This is a genomic window from Streptococcus sp. HMSC076H09 (assembly GCF_001811765.1).
Taxonomy (GTDB): domain Bacteria; phylum Bacillota; class Bacilli; order Lactobacillales; family Streptococcaceae; genus Streptococcus; species Streptococcus agalactiae.
Genome location: NZ_KV806594.1, coordinates 1 through 18,767, shown reverse-complemented (window position 1 = coordinate 18,767; position 18,767 = coordinate 1). Strand labels below are relative to the sequence as shown.

Annotated in this window: 17 protein-coding genes; 10 read left to right on the top strand and 7 right to left on the bottom strand. The window is 35.7% G+C overall.

Annotation, left to right across the window (positions count from 1 at the left end; genetic code table 11):
- Positions 1-64 precede the first annotated feature (64 nt).
- The 3 genes from HMPREF2818_RS02055 to HMPREF2818_RS02045 all read right to left on the bottom strand — a co-directional run bounded on the left by HMPREF2818_RS02055 (position 65) and on the right by HMPREF2818_RS02045 (position 2,595).
- Positions 65-343 carry a PTS sugar transporter subunit IIB gene (locus HMPREF2818_RS02055; RefSeq protein WP_000241475.1) on the bottom strand — a complete coding sequence of 93 codons (279 nt, stop codon included), beginning with the start codon at positions 341-343 and terminating at the stop codon, positions 65-67.
- Positions 344-370: 27 nt separating this feature from the next.
- Positions 371-1,810 (bottom strand): PTS sugar transporter subunit IIC, encoded by a 1,440-nt coding sequence (locus HMPREF2818_RS02050; protein ID WP_000427087.1) that lies wholly within the window; start codon positions 1,808-1,810, stop codon positions 371-373.
- Positions 1,811-1,977: 167 nt separating this feature from the next.
- Entirely contained in the window at positions 1,978-2,595 is a 618-nt protein-coding gene (locus tag HMPREF2818_RS02045) for a hypothetical protein (protein ID WP_001224528.1), read from the bottom strand.
- A 338-nt stretch (positions 2,596-2,933) separates the two neighbouring features.
- Between HMPREF2818_RS02045 and HMPREF2818_RS10215 the strand changes: the two genes are divergently transcribed.
- Positions 2,934-3,227 (top strand): hypothetical protein, encoded by a 294-nt coding sequence (locus tag HMPREF2818_RS10215; protein ID WP_000600819.1) that lies wholly within the window; start codon positions 2,934-2,936, stop codon positions 3,225-3,227.
- Between the two features lie 22 nt (positions 3,228-3,249).
- Here the strand turns inward: HMPREF2818_RS10215 and HMPREF2818_RS02035 are convergent, their stop codons facing one another.
- On the bottom strand, positions 3,250-4,542 hold the full coding sequence (locus HMPREF2818_RS02035; protein ID WP_000205037.1) for an adenylosuccinate synthase: 1,293 nt from the start codon (positions 4,540-4,542) through the stop codon (positions 3,250-3,252).
- Positions 4,543-4,913: 371 nt separating this feature from the next.
- Positions 4,914-5,936 (bottom strand): PTS sugar transporter subunit IIC, encoded by a 1,023-nt coding sequence (locus HMPREF2818_RS02030; protein WP_001021300.1) that lies wholly within the window; start codon positions 5,934-5,936, stop codon positions 4,914-4,916.
- Between the two features lie 361 nt (positions 5,937-6,297).
- Between HMPREF2818_RS02030 and HMPREF2818_RS02025 the strand changes: the two genes are divergently transcribed.
- From HMPREF2818_RS02025 to HMPREF2818_RS01990, 8 genes are all read left to right on the top strand, one after another.
- Positions 6,298-6,972 carry a helix-turn-helix transcriptional regulator gene (locus HMPREF2818_RS02025; RefSeq protein WP_000356661.1) on the top strand — a complete coding sequence of 225 codons (675 nt, stop codon included), beginning with the start codon at positions 6,298-6,300 and terminating at the stop codon, positions 6,970-6,972.
- A gap of 169 nt (positions 6,973-7,141) precedes the next feature.
- A complete protein-coding gene (gene gshAB, locus HMPREF2818_RS02020; RefSeq protein WP_000582678.1) occupies positions 7,142-9,394 on the top strand; it encodes a bifunctional glutamate--cysteine ligase GshA/glutathione synthetase GshB in 2,253 nt (750 codons plus the stop codon).
- 123 nt (positions 9,395-9,517) lie between these two features.
- Complete coding sequence (locus tag HMPREF2818_RS02015) at positions 9,518-10,336, top strand: hypothetical protein (RefSeq protein ID WP_000239572.1); 819 nt, start codon at positions 9,518-9,520, stop codon at positions 10,334-10,336.
- A complete protein-coding gene (locus HMPREF2818_RS02010) occupies positions 10,333-11,589 on the top strand; it encodes a toxic anion resistance protein (protein ID WP_001285395.1) in 1,257 nt (418 codons plus the stop codon). Before HMPREF2818_RS02015 ends, HMPREF2818_RS02010 begins: the two co-directional genes overlap by 4 nt.
- 139 nt (positions 11,590-11,728) lie before the next feature.
- Positions 11,729-12,604: an Hsp33 family molecular chaperone HslO gene (gene hslO, locus HMPREF2818_RS02005; protein ID WP_000357825.1), complete on the top strand. Its 876-nt coding sequence runs from the start codon at positions 11,729-11,731 to the stop codon at positions 12,602-12,604.
- On the top strand, positions 12,588-13,565 hold the full coding sequence (dusB, locus tag HMPREF2818_RS02000) for a tRNA dihydrouridine synthase DusB (RefSeq protein WP_000192730.1): 978 nt from the start codon (positions 12,588-12,590) through the stop codon (positions 13,563-13,565). Before hslO ends, dusB begins: the two co-directional genes overlap by 17 nt.
- 120 nt (positions 13,566-13,685) lie before the next feature.
- Entirely contained in the window at positions 13,686-14,327 is a 642-nt protein-coding gene (locus tag HMPREF2818_RS01995) for a deoxynucleoside kinase (RefSeq protein WP_000909526.1), read from the top strand.
- Between the two features lie 13 nt (positions 14,328-14,340).
- Positions 14,341-14,832, top strand: coding sequence for a GNAT family N-acetyltransferase (locus HMPREF2818_RS01990; protein ID WP_000586895.1), 492 nt, complete (start codon positions 14,341-14,343; stop codon positions 14,830-14,832).
- A 219-nt stretch (positions 14,833-15,051) separates the two neighbouring features.
- On the opposite strand, the gene HMPREF2818_RS01985 is transcribed toward HMPREF2818_RS01990, so the two are convergent.
- Complete coding sequence (locus HMPREF2818_RS01985; RefSeq protein WP_000020289.1) at positions 15,052-17,499, bottom strand: ATP-dependent Clp protease ATP-binding subunit; 2,448 nt, start codon at positions 17,497-17,499, stop codon at positions 15,052-15,054.
- Positions 17,496-17,960, bottom strand: coding sequence for a CtsR family transcriptional regulator (locus HMPREF2818_RS01980; protein ID WP_000985641.1), 465 nt, complete (start codon positions 17,958-17,960; stop codon positions 17,496-17,498). The genes HMPREF2818_RS01985 and HMPREF2818_RS01980 overlap by 4 nt, the downstream gene beginning before the upstream one ends.
- Positions 17,961-18,132: 172 nt before the next feature.
- Between HMPREF2818_RS01980 and HMPREF2818_RS01975 the strand changes: the two genes are divergently transcribed.
- On the top strand, positions 18,133-18,594 hold the full coding sequence (locus HMPREF2818_RS01975; RefSeq protein WP_001106578.1) for a COG2426 family protein: 462 nt from the start codon (positions 18,133-18,135) through the stop codon (positions 18,592-18,594).
- Positions 18,595-18,767: the final 173 nt, after the last annotated feature.

Here is an 18,767-nt window from a genome sequence, read left to right as displayed (position 1 = left end):
TTTCTCCTTAAAAGTCTAAAGATATGGGAGAGAAACTTTTGTCTCACTCCCTTTGTCTATTAACTTACAAAATTTCTTGTAGTTTTGTTTTTATTTCATTGTCATCCATAAGGTTATCAAGACCTACTAAATGACCTTTTGTACGTCCGTCTAATTCATGGATAAGGTGGTTTGAAGCAACCACGATATCGTAGTTTGCAGCTAAACCTTTTGCTTCTCCGACTGAGCAAGATGCTGACTCAAAGTTGCTAACGCCTAATTGACGAAGCGCATTTTCGACTTTCATTTTGATAACCATTGATGATCCCATGCCGTTTCCGCATGCTGTAAGAACTTTAACCATTTTTATTTCCTCCGTTATAAATTTCTATTATTCTGCAGGCGCATCACCACGATAGTATGCTTCTTTATCTTTAGATTTCATAAATTGAAGTTGTGGAATAGCTAAGAAGAAGAGACATACAATCACGTAACCAGCGATACCTAAATACTTGAAGATGTAACCAAATGCTAACCATGGGAATTCAAAGTCGATATTTCCATGATAACCACCTGCAAGTCCTAAAAGACCTACAGCAACAGCACCAAGTGCCACCTGAATAATACCTGAGATAAATGATAGAGCTACTGCTGCTTTCCAGCCACCACGTTTATCTGCATAAACAGCGATTGCCGCATTATCAAAGAATACTGGAACGAATCCTGTGATAATCAAGATTGGATTTTTGAAGACAACAAGTAGAGCGATTGTAATTAATTGACCAATCAAACCAAAAGCAAATCCTGAAAGAACTGCATTTGAAGAACCAAAACCATATGAAGCTGCAACGTCAACTGCTGGGAATGATCCTGGAAGAAGTTTGTTTGAGATACCTTGGAAGGCATTTGTCAATTCTGTAACGAACATGCGTACACCTTGCATCAAAATGAAAAGGTAAACTGAGAATGTCAATGATGTTTGAAGGATGTACATGAAGAAAGCTTGCTTAGTTGGTACAAATGCACCAGGTCCGATTAATTTAACATTAGACATAATGTCTGGACCAAGGACAGCTAAGATTCCTCCAAAGAAAACTAGCATCAATGTTGCTGATGCAACAACTGTATCATGGAAAATATTTAAGAATGTTGGTAATTTTAAGTTATCAAGGTTTTCTTCTTTTTTACCGAAGAATGGCGCAACTTTATCAACAAACCAAATTGCAAATTGTTGTTGGTGTCCGATGGCAAATCCGCCACCACCTGTAAGGCGTTGAGTTGCTTCAACGGTCATATTAGAACTTACCGCCCAATATAGACCACAAATGATACCAACAGCCCATGCACCAAAACCATTACGAAGTTGTGGAATCAAGAGCAGTACAAATACTGAAATTGTTGCAGCTTGTTGTACCATGATATGACCAGTAATAAAAAGAGTACGGACTTTAGTTACTTTACGAAGAGCAACCAAGAGAATGTTAATCCCAAAACCAATCAAGAGTGCTGTTGTTGCAACACTGATAAAGCCCATTGTTTCTAACTTAGCATTTGCTGATGCTAAACCAAAGTAAGGGTCAATAACAGCAGCTTCTAAATTAAATTTTTTAGCAAGAGCAACTAAGATTGGACGGAATGTATTAACCAATCCTCCTGCACCTACGTTCAAAATCAAATATCCAACGGTCGCTTTGATAAAACCAGCAAAGACATCATGAAGTGGTTTCTTCAATAAAAGATACCCAATGAGTACCAATAGACCTACGAAGAAGGCTGGATTCTGCAAGATATTTTGCGAGAACCAATTAAGGGGAGCTAGGAAGTTTTCCATAACTAAAGACCTCTCTTTATTTAAGTAATGTTTTTTTGTATCTTTATTATATTTTTTGTAAGCGTTTTAAAAAAGACCAAGAAGTACACACTTAAGTGTGCAAAATTGTGCTGAACCTAATTTACAAAAAAATCATGTATCTTAGGATACATGATTTTTTATATTTTTTAATGTAGACTCCTAATGATTTCTACACGCGTCACAAGACCATCGTGCATACTATCAACACGCAATGCAACGTTATTAATATAGACTACTGAACCAATAGCAACGTCCTTTTCCTCATCATTTAAATGACGAACAAGTAAGTCTCCTAAAGTTTCATTGGGTTGACAAGGTAGTTGAACCCTAGCTAAAATATTAGCTTTTTTGACTTTGTTATTAGCACGTAAAACAATGTTGCTTGACCCATCAAAATGGGTGAAAAGATATTTACGAACAGCAAACAAAATAGCAACTGAAGCAATCCCCATAAGGTAATCTGAAACACTACCATGTTCAATTACAAGTTGACGAGCTAAGGCAAACAATAACACTTCAATTAAAGTATCTGGGGAAGGTTTTGAAAACATTTTGATCAACTCAATCCCGACTGCTATTGTCATGGCGCGAGCAAGGAAAGTCTGGAACAACTTATCAACATTTTGATCAACAGACAACATGCTAAACAAATCATGAAAGAGTGCTAAACTAAAAAAAATAATAGCTGTTGCCAGAATAACTGACAAAGCAATCTCTAAATAATAAGCCACCTCTACAATAACATCTTGGAAAAATTTACGCATACAATCTCCTCTTTTATAAACTAATAACATTATAACATTTCGTCGTTAAAGTTACTAATTCAATGAAACAATAGTGACCACCCCTTCATTAACCTTTTAATCAGTACTAACGAATGTTTGATTACACATTATGATATAATAAGCTTATTGGTAAATAAGTGGGAGGAAATGAAATATTAATTAATAAACGGTTAAGAACAATCTCCTTACTACATTATCTGTTAGCGCTACTACTTCTTATAGACATTATCTTTACGATTGATTTTATAATTCACACGTCAACAATTTCCAAAAATAGTCTATCATATATAAGTTATGGTCAAGGATTTGGTTGGTCTATGATTCTTATTAATTTGATAGCTCTACCTATTTGTTTCCTAGTAGAATTGTCAGCTGGTCTACTATTAAAATTAGAAATGCATAAGCAACATGGCTACTATCCTCTGGAACGCTTATTGATGACTGGTAATATTCTAACAGTTGTATCGCTAGTATTATTACATACTTTGATTCACAATATCAATTCACTTCTTTTTTTATCAATTACAGTAGTTTTATTGATTTCTGGGAAGTCCTTAAGTCTTATTAGTATCTATCTATTAAAAAGAAAAAGTAAACATCAAAAAGTCTGACTGTACAGTCAGACTTTTAATATTAAATATTTGACCAAACAGACTCAAGAATGTTTGTTTGTTCACGACCAGGCCCTACTGAGAAAGTAGAAATACGAACACCAACCAATTCGCCAACACGGCGAACGTAATTACGTGCATTTTCTGGAAGATCATCTAAGCTACGGCAAGCTGTAATATCTTCAGACCAGCCCGGTAATTCTTCATAGATTGGTTTACAACGTTTTAGCTGTTCAAGGCTTGCTGGATAATAGTCAATACGTTTCCCATCAAGGTCATAAGCCACACAAATTTTCACCGTATCAAGCCCTGAAAGAACATCAATTGAATTCAGAGAGAGATTAGTAATACCTGATACTCGACGGCTGTGACGCATAACAACAGAATCAAACCATCCAACGCGACGAGGACGACCAGTCGTTGTACCATACTCTTTACCAATCTCACGAATACGGTCACCAACCTCATCAAAAAGTTCTGTTGGGAATGGTCCATCACCGACACGGCTAGTGTAAGCTTTACATACACCTACTACTTTATTAATTTTACTTGGTCCAACTCCCGAACCAATTGTGACACCACCTGCTACTGGATTGGAAGATGTTACAAATGGGTATGTTCCTTGATCAATGTCGAGCATAACTCCTTGTGCTCCTTCAAAAAGAACACGTTTACCGGCATCAAGAGCATCATTTAAGATAACGGATGTATCAGTCACATATTGCTTAATTTGTTGACCATATTCATAATATTCTTCGAAAATATCATCAAATTCAAGAGGTGTACTGTCATACATTTTTTCAAATAAACGATTTTTCTCAGCTAAATTAATTTTCAAACGCTCAGCAAAAACTTCTCTATCAAGAAGGTCAGCAATACGGATACCGACACGCGCAGCCTTGTCCATGTAAGCTGGCCCAATTCCTTTGATGGTTGTTCCAATTTTATTATCACCTTTAGCATCTTCTTGTAGTTGGTCAAGCTTGATGTGGTATGGCAAGATAACATGCGCACGGTCTGAAATACGAAGGTTATCCGTTGTTACACCTTCTCCGTGAAGATAAGCTAACTCTTTAACTAATGATTTCGGATTAACGACAACACCATTACCAATGACAGAAATTTTTTCTTTGAAGAAAATTCCTGAAGGAATTAAATGAAGTTTAAATTTTTTGTTATCAATAACGATAGTATGCCCAGCGTTATCACCACCTTGATAACGTGCAATTACTTCTGCGTCAGCAGATAAAAAATCTGTAATTTTACCTTTACCTTCGTCACCCCATTGGGTACCTACTACAACAACTGAAGTCATATTTATTTAACACTGAGTGAGCCTTTTTGGGACTCCCCAATCCTTTCTGGAAAAACATGGCAGGAATTTCACCTGCGAGTTTGTCTGACACCTTATTATAGCAAAAAATGTTTTTTTTTGCCAAATTCCTCAAATATTATCGGAAAAAAAGAAAAAAATAATTATTAGAAGTGTAAAAAAAACGGTAAAAAACTAACATTATAGTTGATAAAGAAATCTTGAAATTTACTGATACCAGCATTCTTAACAATAAAAAAATTCAACGATCTTTTTATTAGAGTCGTTGAATTTTAAATTATCAAGAACAGTTATCACAAGTCAGATATCATATCTATATTAATGATATTTACTATTAGCTTTTCATGAAGTAACTAGTTATCTCTAGCCTGTAGCTCTTCTTTTGTAACTAATTTATAATCTTTAAAAACAATGCCTCCAAAATAGCCTGCTAGTAAAGATAGGATAATACAACCTAGAGCGGTTATTAGTACTTTTATCATTGGGTTATAGGCAAACATGACAGCAAATCCTGCAATTGGTGTCGCTGTTCCAGGAGTATCATTAACTAATTTCATCAAGGCAATTAAAATACCACAAGCTGCACCACCAACAAAATTAGTGACATAGATTGGAATAGGGTTAGCTGAAGTCACGTCAGCTTGAGTTAGAGGCTCAACAGCAAAAGCTATATTATCTTTACGACTTCCAAGTTTTAATTTATGGAAAAGTACACCATTCATAAATGACGAACCAAAGACAGACAAGGCTCCTATAGCCATAGGCATTCCGGTTAATCCTAGCATAGCTGTCAATGCCATAGAAGAAAGTGGTGCTGTCGCCACTACTACAATTGTCCCGCCAAGTATAATCCCCATTAAAATAGGGTTGCTATGAGCACCTGATGTTAAGATATCTCCAATGGTGAGCAAAGTGCTATTAATAAGCGGCGTCAACAGTTTGGCCACAAGACGTGTTAATGGTGCACCAATAATAATAATTGAAATAAGATCTAAACCACCAGGAATATTTCTTTCCATCCACTTAACAAGAAATCCCACTAAATATCCTGCAAGGAAACCAGGAATAATACCTGTTCCAGAAACAGATAAACCAATTAAAACTGCGTATCCTGGGGTTACACCAATAGCAATAGCAACCAATATAGCTGCAGCTACACCAGAAAGTGAACCATTAGCACCACCCACTTCACTTAAAAATTGAAATCCCAAAACTTTACCAAAGAAAGAATCTTGAAAAGCTTCTACAAGGAAGGATGCACAAGCCGCAGATGCCAATGCTCCCATTGCTTTTGTTCCGTAGGGTGCTTTATAATTAAATAAAGTGAAAATCGCTAATACAAGTATTAAAAGACTGGTCCCAATAATGATATTCATAAATATACTCCCGCTAAAAATAGTTAAGTTTTTTATTCTCAGTGTCTGTGTACTACTGCTTCAATTTCAATAAAGGCGCCTTTAGGTAATACTGAAACTTAATTGTACTACGAACTGGATAAGGTGCAACAAAGAAGTCCGACATAATTATTAGGCTTATCTCATGGATTACTCCTTAGTTGCTAATATAATCACATTTTACCTAAAAGCATAACCATAGTCAATAATAATTTTTTATTTTCTTAACTTTTTTTTATTACGATAATTTTTTATTACATTAATCTTTTAAAATAGTCTGATATTGTCTTTTAACCATAAATATATTACTATAATAGTAAGATTAGCATAGAGGAACTACGATATGGATAAAGAAAAATTAGACTATTGGAAAACGATAATAACGTTTCTCCATAATGTTTTAGGTGATAATTACGAAATTGTTTTGCATGTAGTAGATGAAAATGATATCTATATTGGTGAGTTGGTTAATAGTCACATTAGTGGACGAACCATAAGTTCACCTCTAACGACTTTCGCCCTTGATTTAATCAAGAATAAAGTTTATAAGGAAAAAGATTTTGTTACTAACTATAAGGCGATTGTCAGCCCTCTCAATAAAGAAGTTCGTGGATCTACTTTCTTCATCAAGAATGCTCAAAATGAACTTGAAGGGATGTTATGTATCAACCTTGATATTTCTGCATACCAAAATATTGCTTTGGATATTCTAGACTTAGTTAATTTAAATGTTAACAAAATACTACCTAAGTCCCCTCAAAAAATTTCTCTCCCTCAACAGGAGGAACCTGTAGAAGTTCTATCAGGCAATATTCAGGATATTATTAGTGAGATTGTTGATCCTAGTCTTTTAAATCAGAATATTCATTTAAGTCAAGAAGTTAAGGTAGAAATTGTTTCTAAACTTCACGAAAAAGGTGTATTCCAATTAAAAGGTGCCGTTTCAAAGGTCGCTGAAGTTCTCAACATCTCCGAACCAAGCGTCTATCGTTATCTTAAAAAAATTGAAACTCATTAACTCTAAAACTCTTTTTAACTTATAGATTAATAAGATTGGACTCAAAAGTTCAATCTTTTATTTTTTATGACACCGGTATAAGATTATTTTAGTTTTCTGTGCCGTAAAACTTAGTTTTTATTATTTTTTTGATAAACTAGTATCATCTGTTACTAGGAGGAATGTTGTCGTGATTATCGATCGACTGTTACAAAGAAGCCACTCTCATCTACCGATTCTACAAGCTACATTTGGCTTAGAGAGAGAAAGCCTTCGTATTCACCAACCCACTCAAAGGGTTGCTCAAACACCCCATCCCAAAACATTAGGGAGTCGTAACTATCATCCTTATATCCAAACGGATTATAGTGAACCTCAATTAGAACTCATTACACCTATTGCAAAGGATAGCCAAGAAGCCATTCGATTTTTGAAAGCTATAAGTGATGTTGCTGGACGCTCTATCAACCACGATGAATACTTATGGCCGCTTTCTATGCCACCCAAAGTGAGGGAAGAAGACATACAGATTGCCCAATTAGAGGATGCTTTTGAATATGATTATCGCAAATATTTGGAGAAGACTTATGGAAAACTAATACAATCCATCTCTGGAATTCACTATAATCTCGGTTTAGGTCAAGAGTTATTAACTTCTCTCTTTGAATTGAGTCAAGCAGATAATGCTATTGATTTTCAGAACCAGCTTTACATGAAATTGTCTCAAAATTTTTTACGTTACCGTTGGTTACTAACTTATCTATACGGAGCGAGCCCAGTAGCTGAAGAAGACTTTTTAGATCAGAAACTGAATAACCCTGTCCGGTCACTTAGAAATAGTCACTTAGGTTATGTGAATCATAAAGATATTCGTATTTCTTATACTAGCTTGAAGGATTATGTCAACGATCTAGAAAATGCTGTAAAAAGTGGGCAATTGATTGCTGAGAAAGAATTTTATTCACCTGTTCGTCTCCGTGGTAGTAAGGCCTGTCGTAATTATTTAGAAAAAGGAATTACATATTTAGAGTTTCGCACTTTTGATCTCAACCCATTTAGCCCAATCGGTATAACGCAGGAAACTGTTGATACTGTTCACCTTTTCTTATTGGCGCTTTTGTGGATAGATTCTAGTAGTCATATTGACCAAGATATCAAGGAAGCCAATAGATTAAATGACCTTATAGCACTTAGTCATCCATTAGAAAAATTACCTAATCAAGCACCAGTTTCTGACTTAGTGGATGCTATGCAATCTGTTATCCAACATTTTAACTTATCACCTTACTATCAAGACCTATTGGAATCTGTAAAAAGGCAAATTCAGTCACCTGAATTAACGGTAGCTGGTCAACTTTTAGAAATGATTGAAGGACTTTCCTTAGAAACATTTGGACAAAGACAAGGACAAATTTATCACGATTATGCTTGGGAAGCTCCCTACGCCTTAAAGGGATATGAAACGATGGAACTTTCTACCCAATTGCTACTATTTGACGTTATCCAAAAAGGAGTCAACTTCGAAGTGCTGGATGAACAAGATCAATTCCTAAAATTATGGCACAATAGTCATATTGAGTACGTTAAAAATGGTAATATGACCTCAAAAGATAACTATATTGTACCGCTCGCTATGGCTAACAAAGTTGTTACAAAAAAAATCCTAGATGAAAAGCATTTCCCAACTCCTTTTGGAGATGAATTTACTGACCGTAAAGAGGCACTTAACTATTTTTCACAAATCCAAGATAAACCAATCGTCGTTAAGCCAAAATCTACAAACTTTGGTTTAGGCATTTCTATTTTTAAAACATCAGCTAACTTAGCTTCTTATGAAAAAGCAATTGACATCGCTTTTACCGAAGATAGTGCTATTCTTGTGGAAGAATATATTGAGGGTACCGAATACCGTTTCTTCGTCCTTGAGGGGGACTGTATTGCTGTATTGCTTAGGGTAGCAGCTAATGTCGTTGGAGATGGTATTCATACTATTAGTCAGCTAGTTAAACTTAAAAACCAAAACCCTCTCAGAGGCTATGATCATCGCTCTCCTCTAGAAGTTATTGAGCTCGGAGAAGTAGAACAGTTAATGTTGGAACAACAAGGATACACTGTTAACAGTATCCCTCCAGAAGGAACAAAAATAGAACTTCGCCGTAATTCTAATATTTCCACTGGCGGTGACTCTATAGATGTAACAAATACAATGGATCCTACATATAAACAACTAGCAGCTGAGATGGCAGAGGCTATGGGGGCTTGGGTTTGTGGAGTTGATTTAATTATTCCTAATGCCACTCAAGCATACTCAAAAGATAAGAAAAATGCTACTTGCATTGAACTAAACTTTAACCCATTGATGTATATGCACACCTACTGTCAAGAGGGGCCTGGTCAATCTATTACACCTCGAATTTTGGCTAAACTGTTCCCAGAATTATAACTAAAAAGAGTTCCTTAGGCTAAGCTTAAGGAATTTTTGGTTAAAATAAAGTTATCCCTTGTCATCACTAGTTCATTTAAGATAAAATATTAACAACTACAGAAAGTTAGGTTAAATATTATTATGGTTAAAAAACGCTATTCCAAAAATTCTCATAATCTAATAACATTACTTGGTATTGTTGTTCTTGCTTCCCTGATTTCAGACTTTTGGAGTGAGGTGATTGCTACTCTGTTAATTATTGGTGGTGGTTATTGTGCCTATTACGTTTATGATAAAAAGCGTCTTAAACGTTTTACATCAAACCAACGTATTGAAGCTTTAAAATCCGATATTAAAGAGACTGACCAAGACATTAGACACTTGGAAATTTTAAAAAAAGACAATCGTTCTAAGGAATATATCAAATTAGCACATCAAATATTACCTCAATTGGACCTAATTCGTAATGAAGCAAACCAACTACAAAAAGCCATTGAGCCTAATATCTATAAACGTATCACCAAAAAAGCAAATACATTTAGTAATGAGATTAACGAACAACTAATAAAGCTACATGCCTCTCCAGAACTAGAACCTATTTCTGATCAGGAAGATGAAATGATACGCATTGCTCCGGAATTAAAACCGTTCTATCACAATATTCAAGATGACCACTTTGCTATCTTAAAAAAGATTGAAGAGGCAGATAACAAAGCTGAATTAGCAGCAATTCATCAAGCCAATATGAAACGTTTTACAGATGTTCTGGCTGGCTACATCAGAATCAAACAATCTCCTAAAAATTTTAACAATGCTAAGGAACGCCTAGAACAAGCATTACAAGCAATTAAAAAATTTAATTTAGATTTAGATGAAACGCTGCGCCAATTGAATGAAAGTGATATGAAAGATTTTGACGTTAGCCTAAGAATGATGCAAGACGAAAGGAACAGTAAATGAGCGATACCTTTAATTTTGATATTGACCAAATTGCAGACAATGCTATCACTAAAACAGATAAAACAACAGAAATTATTTCCAACCAGACAACAAGCCAAACTGGGCAAATTGCCTTTTTTGAAAAACTAACACCAGCACAAAAGTCTGCTATCTCTGAAAAAACACCAGCTTTGGTAGATACTTTTGTCGGCGATCAAAATGCGCTCCTTGATTTTGGACAATCCGCAGTAGAAGGCGTTAATACCACTGTTAATCATATCTTGTCTGAGCAGAAAAAAATTCAAATTCCTCAAGTTGATGATTTACTAAAAAATGCTAATCGCGAACTAAATGGATTTATTGCCAAATATAAAGATGCTACTCCGGCAGAATTAGAGAAAAAACCAAACTTGATTCAAAAATTATTCAAACAAAGCAAGACCTCGCTACAGGAATTTTATTTTGACTCACAAAACATCGAGCAAAAAATGGATATGATGGCAGCGAATGTTGTCAAACAAGAAGATACTTTGGCAAGAAATATCGTCTCTGCTGAAATGCTCATTGAAGATAATACTAAATCTATTGAAAATTTGGTTGGAGTTATTGCTTTTATTGAATCGAGTCAAGCCGAGGCTGCTAATCGTGCAAGCCACTTACAACAAGAAATTCTAGCATTAGATAGCCAAACGTCCGAGTATCAAATTAAAAGTAACCAATTAGCTCGAATGACTGAAGTTATCAATACCCTCGAACAGCAACATACTGAATATGTCAGCCGTCTCTACGTTGCATGGGCAACAACACCACAGATGCGAAACTTGGTCAAAGTATCGTCAGATATGCGTCAGAAACTTGGCATGTTACGTCGAAATACCATTCCAACAATGAAACTCTCAATCGCTCAGTTAGGCATGATGCAACAATCTGTCAAATCCGGTGTCACTGCTGATGCTATTGTCAACGCTAATAATGCAGCATTGCAGATGCTGGCTGAAACTAGTAAAGAAGCGATTCCGATGTTAGAGAAGACCGCACAAAGCCCCACTGTTTCTATTAAATCTGTCACTGCATTAGCTGAAAGCTTAGTGGCTCAAAATAATGGTATTATCGCTGCCATAGACAAAGGACGTAAGGAACGTGCCCAATTGGAATCTGCTGTTATTAAATCGGCTGAAACAATCAATGATTCTGTCAAAATTCGTGATAAAAAAATAGTTGAAGCCTTACTCAACGAAGGTAAATCTACCCAAGAAAAAGTTGATGAGTCTTAACTTACTATCATATCCACTAAATAAAAACGATACTGTAAAACACAGTATCGTTTTTATATCATTAATTTATACCGTTTTCATCTATATTTTCCTGACTATCTCCAATGCAAAATAAGCCTTTTATGCTATAATATGACTTATGGATAAAATTATAAAATCAATTTCAACTTCCGGTTCTTTCCGGGCTTATGTCCTTGATTGTACAGAAACTGTAAGAACAGCTCAAGAAAAACATCAGACACTTTCAAGTTCTACTGTAGCTCTTGGGAGAACATTAATTGCAAATCAAATTTTAGCAGCAAATCAAAAAGGAAATAGTAAAGTAACTGTCAAGGTTATTGGAGATAGCTCTTTTGGTCATATTATTTCTGTAGCTGATACTAAAGGAAATGTTAAAGGTTACATCCAAAATACGGGTGTTGATATCAAGAAAACAGCTACTGGAGAGGTCTTAGTTGGACCTTTCATGGGTAATGGACACTTTGTCGTTATTACCGATTACGCAACTGGGCAACCTTACACTTCAACAACTCCACTAATTACAGGAGAAATTGGAGAAGATTTTGCTTATTATTTAACCGAAAGTGAGCAAACACCTTCTGCCGTCGGTTTAAATGTCCTCTTAGATGACGAGGATAAGGTTAAAGTTGCAGGTGGATTCATGCTTCAGGTGCTCCCAGGTGCTTCTGACGAAGAAATTTCTCGCTATGAAAAACGCATTCAGGAGATGCCTTCTATTTCAAGTCTGCTAGAGTCTGAAAATCATATAGAATCTCTCCTTTCAGCTATTTACGGAGAAGACGACTACAAGCGCTTATCGGAAGACTCTTTAGCCTTCTACTGTGACTGTTCAAAAGAACGTTTTGAAGCCGCTCTATTGACTTTAGGAACTAAAGAATTGCAAGCCATGAAGGATGAAGATAAAGGTGTTGAAATTACTTGTCAAATTTGCAACCAGACTTACTATTTCACAGAAGAAGATTTGGAGAAGATAATTAATGACTCAATTAAATAGTTCATTTATGATTGGGAAGGTTGAAATTCCTCATCGTACCGTACTAGCACCGATGGCAGGTATTACCAATTCTGCTTTTCGTACTATCGCTAAAGAATTTGGTGCTGGTCTCGTTGTTATGGAAATGATTTCTGAGAAAGGGTTACTTTATAACAACGAAAAGACCTTACATATGCTCCATATCGATGAAAATGAACATCCTATGTCAATTCAACTATTTGGTGGCGATGCAGAAGGCTTAAAACGTGCAGCTGACTTTATCCAAAGTAATACGAAAGCAGATATCGTAGACATCAATATGGGATGTCCAGTTAACAAAGTTGTTAAAAACGAAGCTGGAGCTAAATGGTTACGTGACCCTGAAAAAATTTATCATATTGTTAAAGAGGTAACGTCTGTACTTGACATTCCATTAACAGTAAAAATGCGTACAGGATGGTCTGACTCATCTAATGCTATAGAAAATGCACTCGCTGCCGAATCTGCTGGTGTATCTGCACTTGCTATGCACGGTCGAACGCGTGAACAAATGTATACTGGCACGTGTGACCATGAAACACTTGGCAAGGTCGCTAAAGCTGTTACTAGTATTCCTTTTATTGCTAATGGTGACATTCGTACTGTTCACGATGCCAAATTTATGATTGAAGAGATTGGAGCTGACGCTATAATGGTTGGACGTGGTGCTCGTAGCAATCCTTACATCTTTACACAAATTAATCATTTCTTTGAAACAGGCGAAATCCTTCCTGACCTACCATTTGAGAAGATGTTAGATGTTGCCGAGGATCATCTCACTCGACTAGTTAATTTAAAAGGTGAAACTATTGCCGTTCGTGAATTTCGAGGGTTAGCACCTCATTATCTGCGTGGAAAATCAGGCGCAGCAAAAATTAGAGGAGCTGTTTCACGTGCAGAAACACTAGCAGAAGTTCAAGAACTTTTTGCAGGTTTACGCTAAATCAAAAACAGTCCTTTGACTGTTTTTTCCTATCTCTGTACAAATTTAGCATAAATCATTGTGTAATGAAAACTCAAAAGTATAACAAATTATTTTAGCATAACAGAATTAAGGAGAATTATGTTGATTGTTTTAGCTGGAACCATTGGAGCAGGTAAAAGCTCCCTTGCAGCTGCTCTAGGACAACACCTAGGGACAGATGTTTTCTATGAGGCGGTTGATAATAACCCAGTTTTAGATCTTTACTATCAAGATCCCCAAAAATATGCTTTTTTACTACAAATATTCTTTTTAAATAAACGATTCCAATCTATAAAAGAAGCCTATAAGGCTAACAACAATGTTTTGGATCGTTCTATTTTTGAAGATGAACTATTCCTCACTCTAAATTATAAGAATGGAAATGTGACTAAAACAGAGCTAGATATCTATAAAGAACTTCTTGCAAATATGTTGGAAGAATTAGAAGGTATGCCTAAGAAGAGACCTGATTTGCTAGTCTACATTGATGTTTCATTTGATAAAATGTTAGAACGTATTGACAAACGAGGACGCAGCTTTGAGCAAGTTGATTCTAACCCAGAGTTATACGACTACTACAAACAAGTCCATTCTGAATATCCAGAATGGTATGAAAATTACGACGTTTCACCTAAAATTCGGATCGATGGTAACAAACTTGATTTCGTCAAAAATCCAGAGGATCTTCAACACGTCCTTGACACTATTGATTCCGAATTGCAAAAACTTGATTTACTATAATTAGGTGATATCTATGATTATAAGACCTGTCCTACCCTCAGATGCTAAAGAATTACTTGCTATCTATGCTCCCTACGTTGCTGACACTACAATAACGTTTGAATACGATATTCCTAGTATATCGGAATTCACTAATCGTATCAAAAATATCAGCAAATCTTTCCCATATTTAGTTGCTGAAGAAAATGGGAAAATATTAGGTTATGCATATGCTTCAACTTACTACGCTAGAGCTGCCTATGACTGGACTTGCGAGCTTTCTATTTACCTTGATAAAGATGCACGTAGCAAAAAAATTGGTAGCCAACTATATGATACATTGGAGAAAGAATTAGTTAACCAAGGGTATGTTAATCTACTCGCTTGTATCAGTTTACCAAATGATATAAGCATTGCATTCCACAAAAAAAGAGGATTTAATCAAGTCGCACATTTCCCAAAAATCGGATTTAAATTTGAACAATGGCATGACATTGTGTGGTTACAAAAGCGATTGAAATCTTAAGGTAATCTTTAGATTTATTTTAAGTTAGCAAAAGATTAGGATATTATAATATATTTATCCTAAAATTTTTCAACGACTTTCAGTCGTACCTATATCTACAAGTGCAATTGTTAGATATAGATCCTTTTACTTTTCATAAATCTATAAGAAAATGTCCAAAATATTTTGGACGTTTTCTTTTTATATTAAAATTCCAGTACCCATCGGTACTGGAATGTTTTATGATTTTGCAATATCAAATTTCAATTTGCCTTTGGATACGCCAATCTTAATTACTTGCCCCTCTTTCACTTGATTTGCCAATAGTAGTTCTGATAAATGATCCTCTACTTGCGTTTGAATAGTTCTACGCAGTGGACGAGCACCCATTTCTATATCATAGCCATCCTCTGCCAAGTGTTTCAAGGCTGAAGGCTGGAATTTCAGATCCATACCTTTATCTTTAAGCGCTAAAATTAAAGGTTTAACCATAATTTTCACAACTTCACGCATATTATCTTGACTGAGACTATGGAATACAACTTTCTCATCAATACGATTGATAAACTCTGGTCGATAAGCTTTTTTAAGCTCCTCCATAATACGTTTTTGCATAGCAGTATAATCATGGCTGATATCCTTAGCTCCAAAACCAACTGTTTTATCGTCACGTAATGCAGTTGCTCCTAAATTAGAAGTCATAATGATTATAGTATTTGAAAAATCAACTTTTCGTCCTCGACTATCTGTTAAAACGCCATCATCAAGCACTTGTAATAATACATTAAAAATATCTGGATGAGCTTTTTCAACTTCATCAAAAAGTAAAACTGAATATGGTTTATTGCGTACTTTTTCAGTCAACTCTCCTCCTTCATCATAACCAACATAACCTGGAGGTGCCCCATTCAGGTGAGAAGCTGCGAATTTTTCCATATATTCCGACATATCAAAACGAATTAGGGCTGATTCATCATCAAACAACACTTCTGCCAAGGCTTTTGCTAACTCTGTCTTACCAACACCAGTTGGTCCCAAGAACATAAAGGAACCAATAGGACGCTTACCAGTACGAATGCCAGATTGATTGCGACGGATAGCACGACTAATGGCAGTAACTGCATCATCTTGACCGATAACACGTTTATGCAATTCTTTTTCTAAATTGAGGTATTTTTTACTATCAGCTTGTGTCAATTTTTCAACAGGAATACCAGATAGACGACTGAGAGTTGCCATAATATGATCTTCTGTTACGGCAATAGGCTTACGCTTTTTACCCTTATAACTTGCTTTTAGAGCTTTAGAAGCAGATTTCATATCATCATCTAAAATAGCTTGGTCAACTTCTGTTAAAAGCGAAGGAGCATTTTTCTTAATCATCATTTGCACAGTGGCAGAAGCTTCATCAAGTAAGTCTATAGCTGAGTCTGGTAAATTCTTACTTGTCAAATAACGATGAGCCACTTTTACAGCAGTCATAACTGCTTCATCTGAAATAGTAACATTATGAAAGGCTTCATACGCTGGCTTCAATCCAAGTAGAATTTCATATGCGTCTTCAAGATTTGGTTCTTCTACTAAAACTTTTGCAAAGCGACGAGATAAAGCAGCATCTTTTTCAATATGCTTTTGATATTCCTCTTGAGTTGTTGCTCCAACAGTGCGTAAAGTGCCTCGGGCCAAAGCTGGTTTTAAAATATTAGCAGCATCAAGTGTGCTATCAATACCAGAGCCAGAACCCATAATAGTATGCAGTTCATCAATGAAAAGAATAATATGACCGTCTTCTTCAATATCTGCAATGATTTGATTCATACGTTCCTCAAAATCACCACGAAAACGAGTTCCAGCAACAACGCTCATCATATCTAACTCTAGAACACGCATATCTCTAAGCTCATAAGGAATATTTCCATTAGCAATACGTTGTGCTAGACCGTACGCCAAAGCTGTTTTACCGACACCCGCATCTCCAACTAAGACAGGATTATTCTTTGTTTTACGACTTAAGACTTGGACCATACGTGAAATTTCTTTATCACGCCCAATAACAGGTTCAATTTCCCCATCAACCGCCATCTGTGATAAATCACGTGTGAAATCAGCTAAATCACCAGCAGTACTCGGTGGTTTCATCATATCAGAAAAAGAAGCACCCGACTTTGCTTTTTTAGGATTACGTAATTCATAAATTGCTTTGATATCATCTTTTGTAAAACCGGCATGACGTTCTAGAGCCTTACGTAAATCAACCATACGAACTGATTCACCATCGTCTTGACCTCTAAAGCCAACTAACTCTAAGATACGTGTGGCTAATAAATCTTTATTAACCAACATAGCAAGCAAGACATGTTCAGTACCCACATCTTCAGCTCCTACTACGATACTAATATTTTCTGCTAACTTTAAGATCTTTTTCAAAGCTGGTGATTGCTCTAAAAATTGATAATTGGTAATCTCTTCTTTCGGTGCTCTACCTAAAGCTAAAATTGTTGCTGCTTCGTACTCTTCAATTGCAACTTCAGACTCATATTCAGCAAATGTCAAACCAGCTACTGAATCATGAACTAAAACCATTGCTAAAAGAAGATGCCAGCTTTCTAAATAGTGACTTTCATAGCGTGCTGCTTGAAATTGCGCCAATCTGAATACTTCTTGTAATTTTATGGAATAATGACTCATAAATGGAATCCTTTTCTATCTAATCGTTGTAATAATTTACGGAGCATACGAGCTCTAATAACAGAGGCTTGCTCTCCTAAGACGTCATCACCTGATGTCGCCAGAATCAAATTTCCTTCACGTTCTGTAATTATCTCTTCATCGAATAATAATTGAATCAAATCATCAAAAACTTGTTCACTGATACGCTCGCCAATCGTTGATAACATATTTCCAAATAATTGGTGTTGATCAGAAAAATGAACCTTAGCAATGCGGATGTAACCTCCACCACCTCGTTTACTCTCAACCACATAACCACGGCTTTCAGTAAACCGTGTCTTAATGACATAATTAATCTGACTAGGAACAACTTGAAAAGTATCAGCTAAATTGGAACGCTTTATTTCAGCAATTCCTGATTGTTCTAATAATGATTTTATATATTCTTCAATATTATCGGAAGTATTTTTTATGGCCACAAATTCACTCCTTCCTCTTTGACTATAACTGACTATTATTATATCAAATTTTTAAAAGATACGGAAATGAAATCTATCTAAGGACAGTAAAACTAGAATGACCGCGGATTTTAGTTGTCATTACTAGAAAGATAAGATAAAATGGAATAATACCATAGAAAGGTTTTATTTAATGAATTACATTATTACATTTTTGATTTCAATGATTCCCTTAGTGGAACTACGAGGAGCTGTGCCATTTGCAATCGCTAATGGAATACCTTTGTGGGAAGCGCTAGCTATCGGTGTTGTTGGAAACATGCTACCTGTACCTATCATCTTCTTCTTTGCTCGCAAAGTTCTAGAATGGGGAGCAGATAAACCTTATACTGGTAAGTTTTTCACATGGTGCCTTAAAAAAGGACATAGCGGTGGTCAAAAACTTGAAAAAGTAGCTGGAGAAAAAGGATTGTTTATTGCCTTGCTATTGTTTGTAGGCATTCCCTTACCCGGAACAGGAGCCTGGACTGGCACGCTTGCAGCTAGCCTCCTAGATTGGGAATTTAAACATAGTGTTATTGCTGTTATGCTAGGTGTTATACTAGCTGGATGCATCATGGGAACATTATCCATTATCGGCTTCAACCTATTCTAGAAAAGTTAAGGTGAGATGACTGTCTCTCCTTTTTAATATTTGCCAATCCACCAATTCGATAGCAAAATAAGACACTTGACTTAAGCCAAGTGTCTTATTTTAAAATATATTTACTGACAACATTTTGCTGTCAAATTATAATAGACTTCCTGCGAAACTAAAATCCTAGTTCA

What these genes read in the sequence shown, in the direction of transcription:
- HMPREF2818_RS01975 (WP_001106578.1), top strand. Translation starts at nt 18,133, where the DNA reads ATGAATTACATTATTACATTTTTGATTTCAATGATTCCCTTAGTGGAA.
- HMPREF2818_RS10215 (WP_000600819.1), top strand. Translation starts at nt 2,934, where the DNA reads ATGATTCTTATTAATTTGATAGCTCTACCTATTTGTTTCCTAGTAGAA.
- HMPREF2818_RS01990 (WP_000586895.1), top strand. Translation starts at nt 14,341, where the DNA reads ATGATTATAAGACCTGTCCTACCCTCAGATGCTAAAGAATTACTTGCT.
- HMPREF2818_RS02055 (WP_000241475.1), bottom strand. Translation starts at nt 343, where the DNA reads ATGGTTAAAGTTCTTACAGCATGCGGAAACGGCATGGGATCATCAATG.
- hslO (WP_000357825.1), top strand. Translation starts at nt 11,729, where the DNA reads ATGGATAAAATTATAAAATCAATTTCAACTTCCGGTTCTTTCCGGGCT.
- HMPREF2818_RS02015 (WP_000239572.1), top strand. Translation starts at nt 9,518, where the DNA reads ATGGTTAAAAAACGCTATTCCAAAAATTCTCATAATCTAATAACATTA.
- HMPREF2818_RS02035 (WP_000205037.1), bottom strand. Translation starts at nt 4,542, where the DNA reads ATGACTTCAGTTGTTGTAGTAGGTACCCAATGGGGTGACGAAGGTAAA.
- HMPREF2818_RS02050 (WP_000427087.1), bottom strand. Translation starts at nt 1,810, where the DNA reads ATGGAAAACTTCCTAGCTCCCCTTAATTGGTTCTCGCAAAATATCTTG.
- HMPREF2818_RS02045 (WP_001224528.1), bottom strand. Translation starts at nt 2,595, where the DNA reads ATGCGTAAATTTTTCCAAGATGTTATTGTAGAGGTGGCTTATTATTTA.
- HMPREF2818_RS01985 (WP_000020289.1), bottom strand. Translation starts at nt 17,499, where the DNA reads ATGAGTCATTATTCCATAAAATTACAAGAAGTATTCAGATTGGCGCAA.
- HMPREF2818_RS01995 (WP_000909526.1), top strand. Translation starts at nt 13,686, where the DNA reads ATGTTGATTGTTTTAGCTGGAACCATTGGAGCAGGTAAAAGCTCCCTT.
- HMPREF2818_RS02025 (WP_000356661.1), top strand. Translation starts at nt 6,298, where the DNA reads ATGGATAAAGAAAAATTAGACTATTGGAAAACGATAATAACGTTTCTC.
- HMPREF2818_RS02010 (WP_001285395.1), top strand. Translation starts at nt 10,333, where the DNA reads ATGAGCGATACCTTTAATTTTGATATTGACCAAATTGCAGACAATGCT.
- dusB (WP_000192730.1), top strand. Translation starts at nt 12,588, where the DNA reads ATGACTCAATTAAATAGTTCATTTATGATTGGGAAGGTTGAAATTCCT.
- HMPREF2818_RS02030 (WP_001021300.1), bottom strand. Translation starts at nt 5,936, where the DNA reads ATGAATATCATTATTGGGACCAGTCTTTTAATACTTGTATTAGCGATT.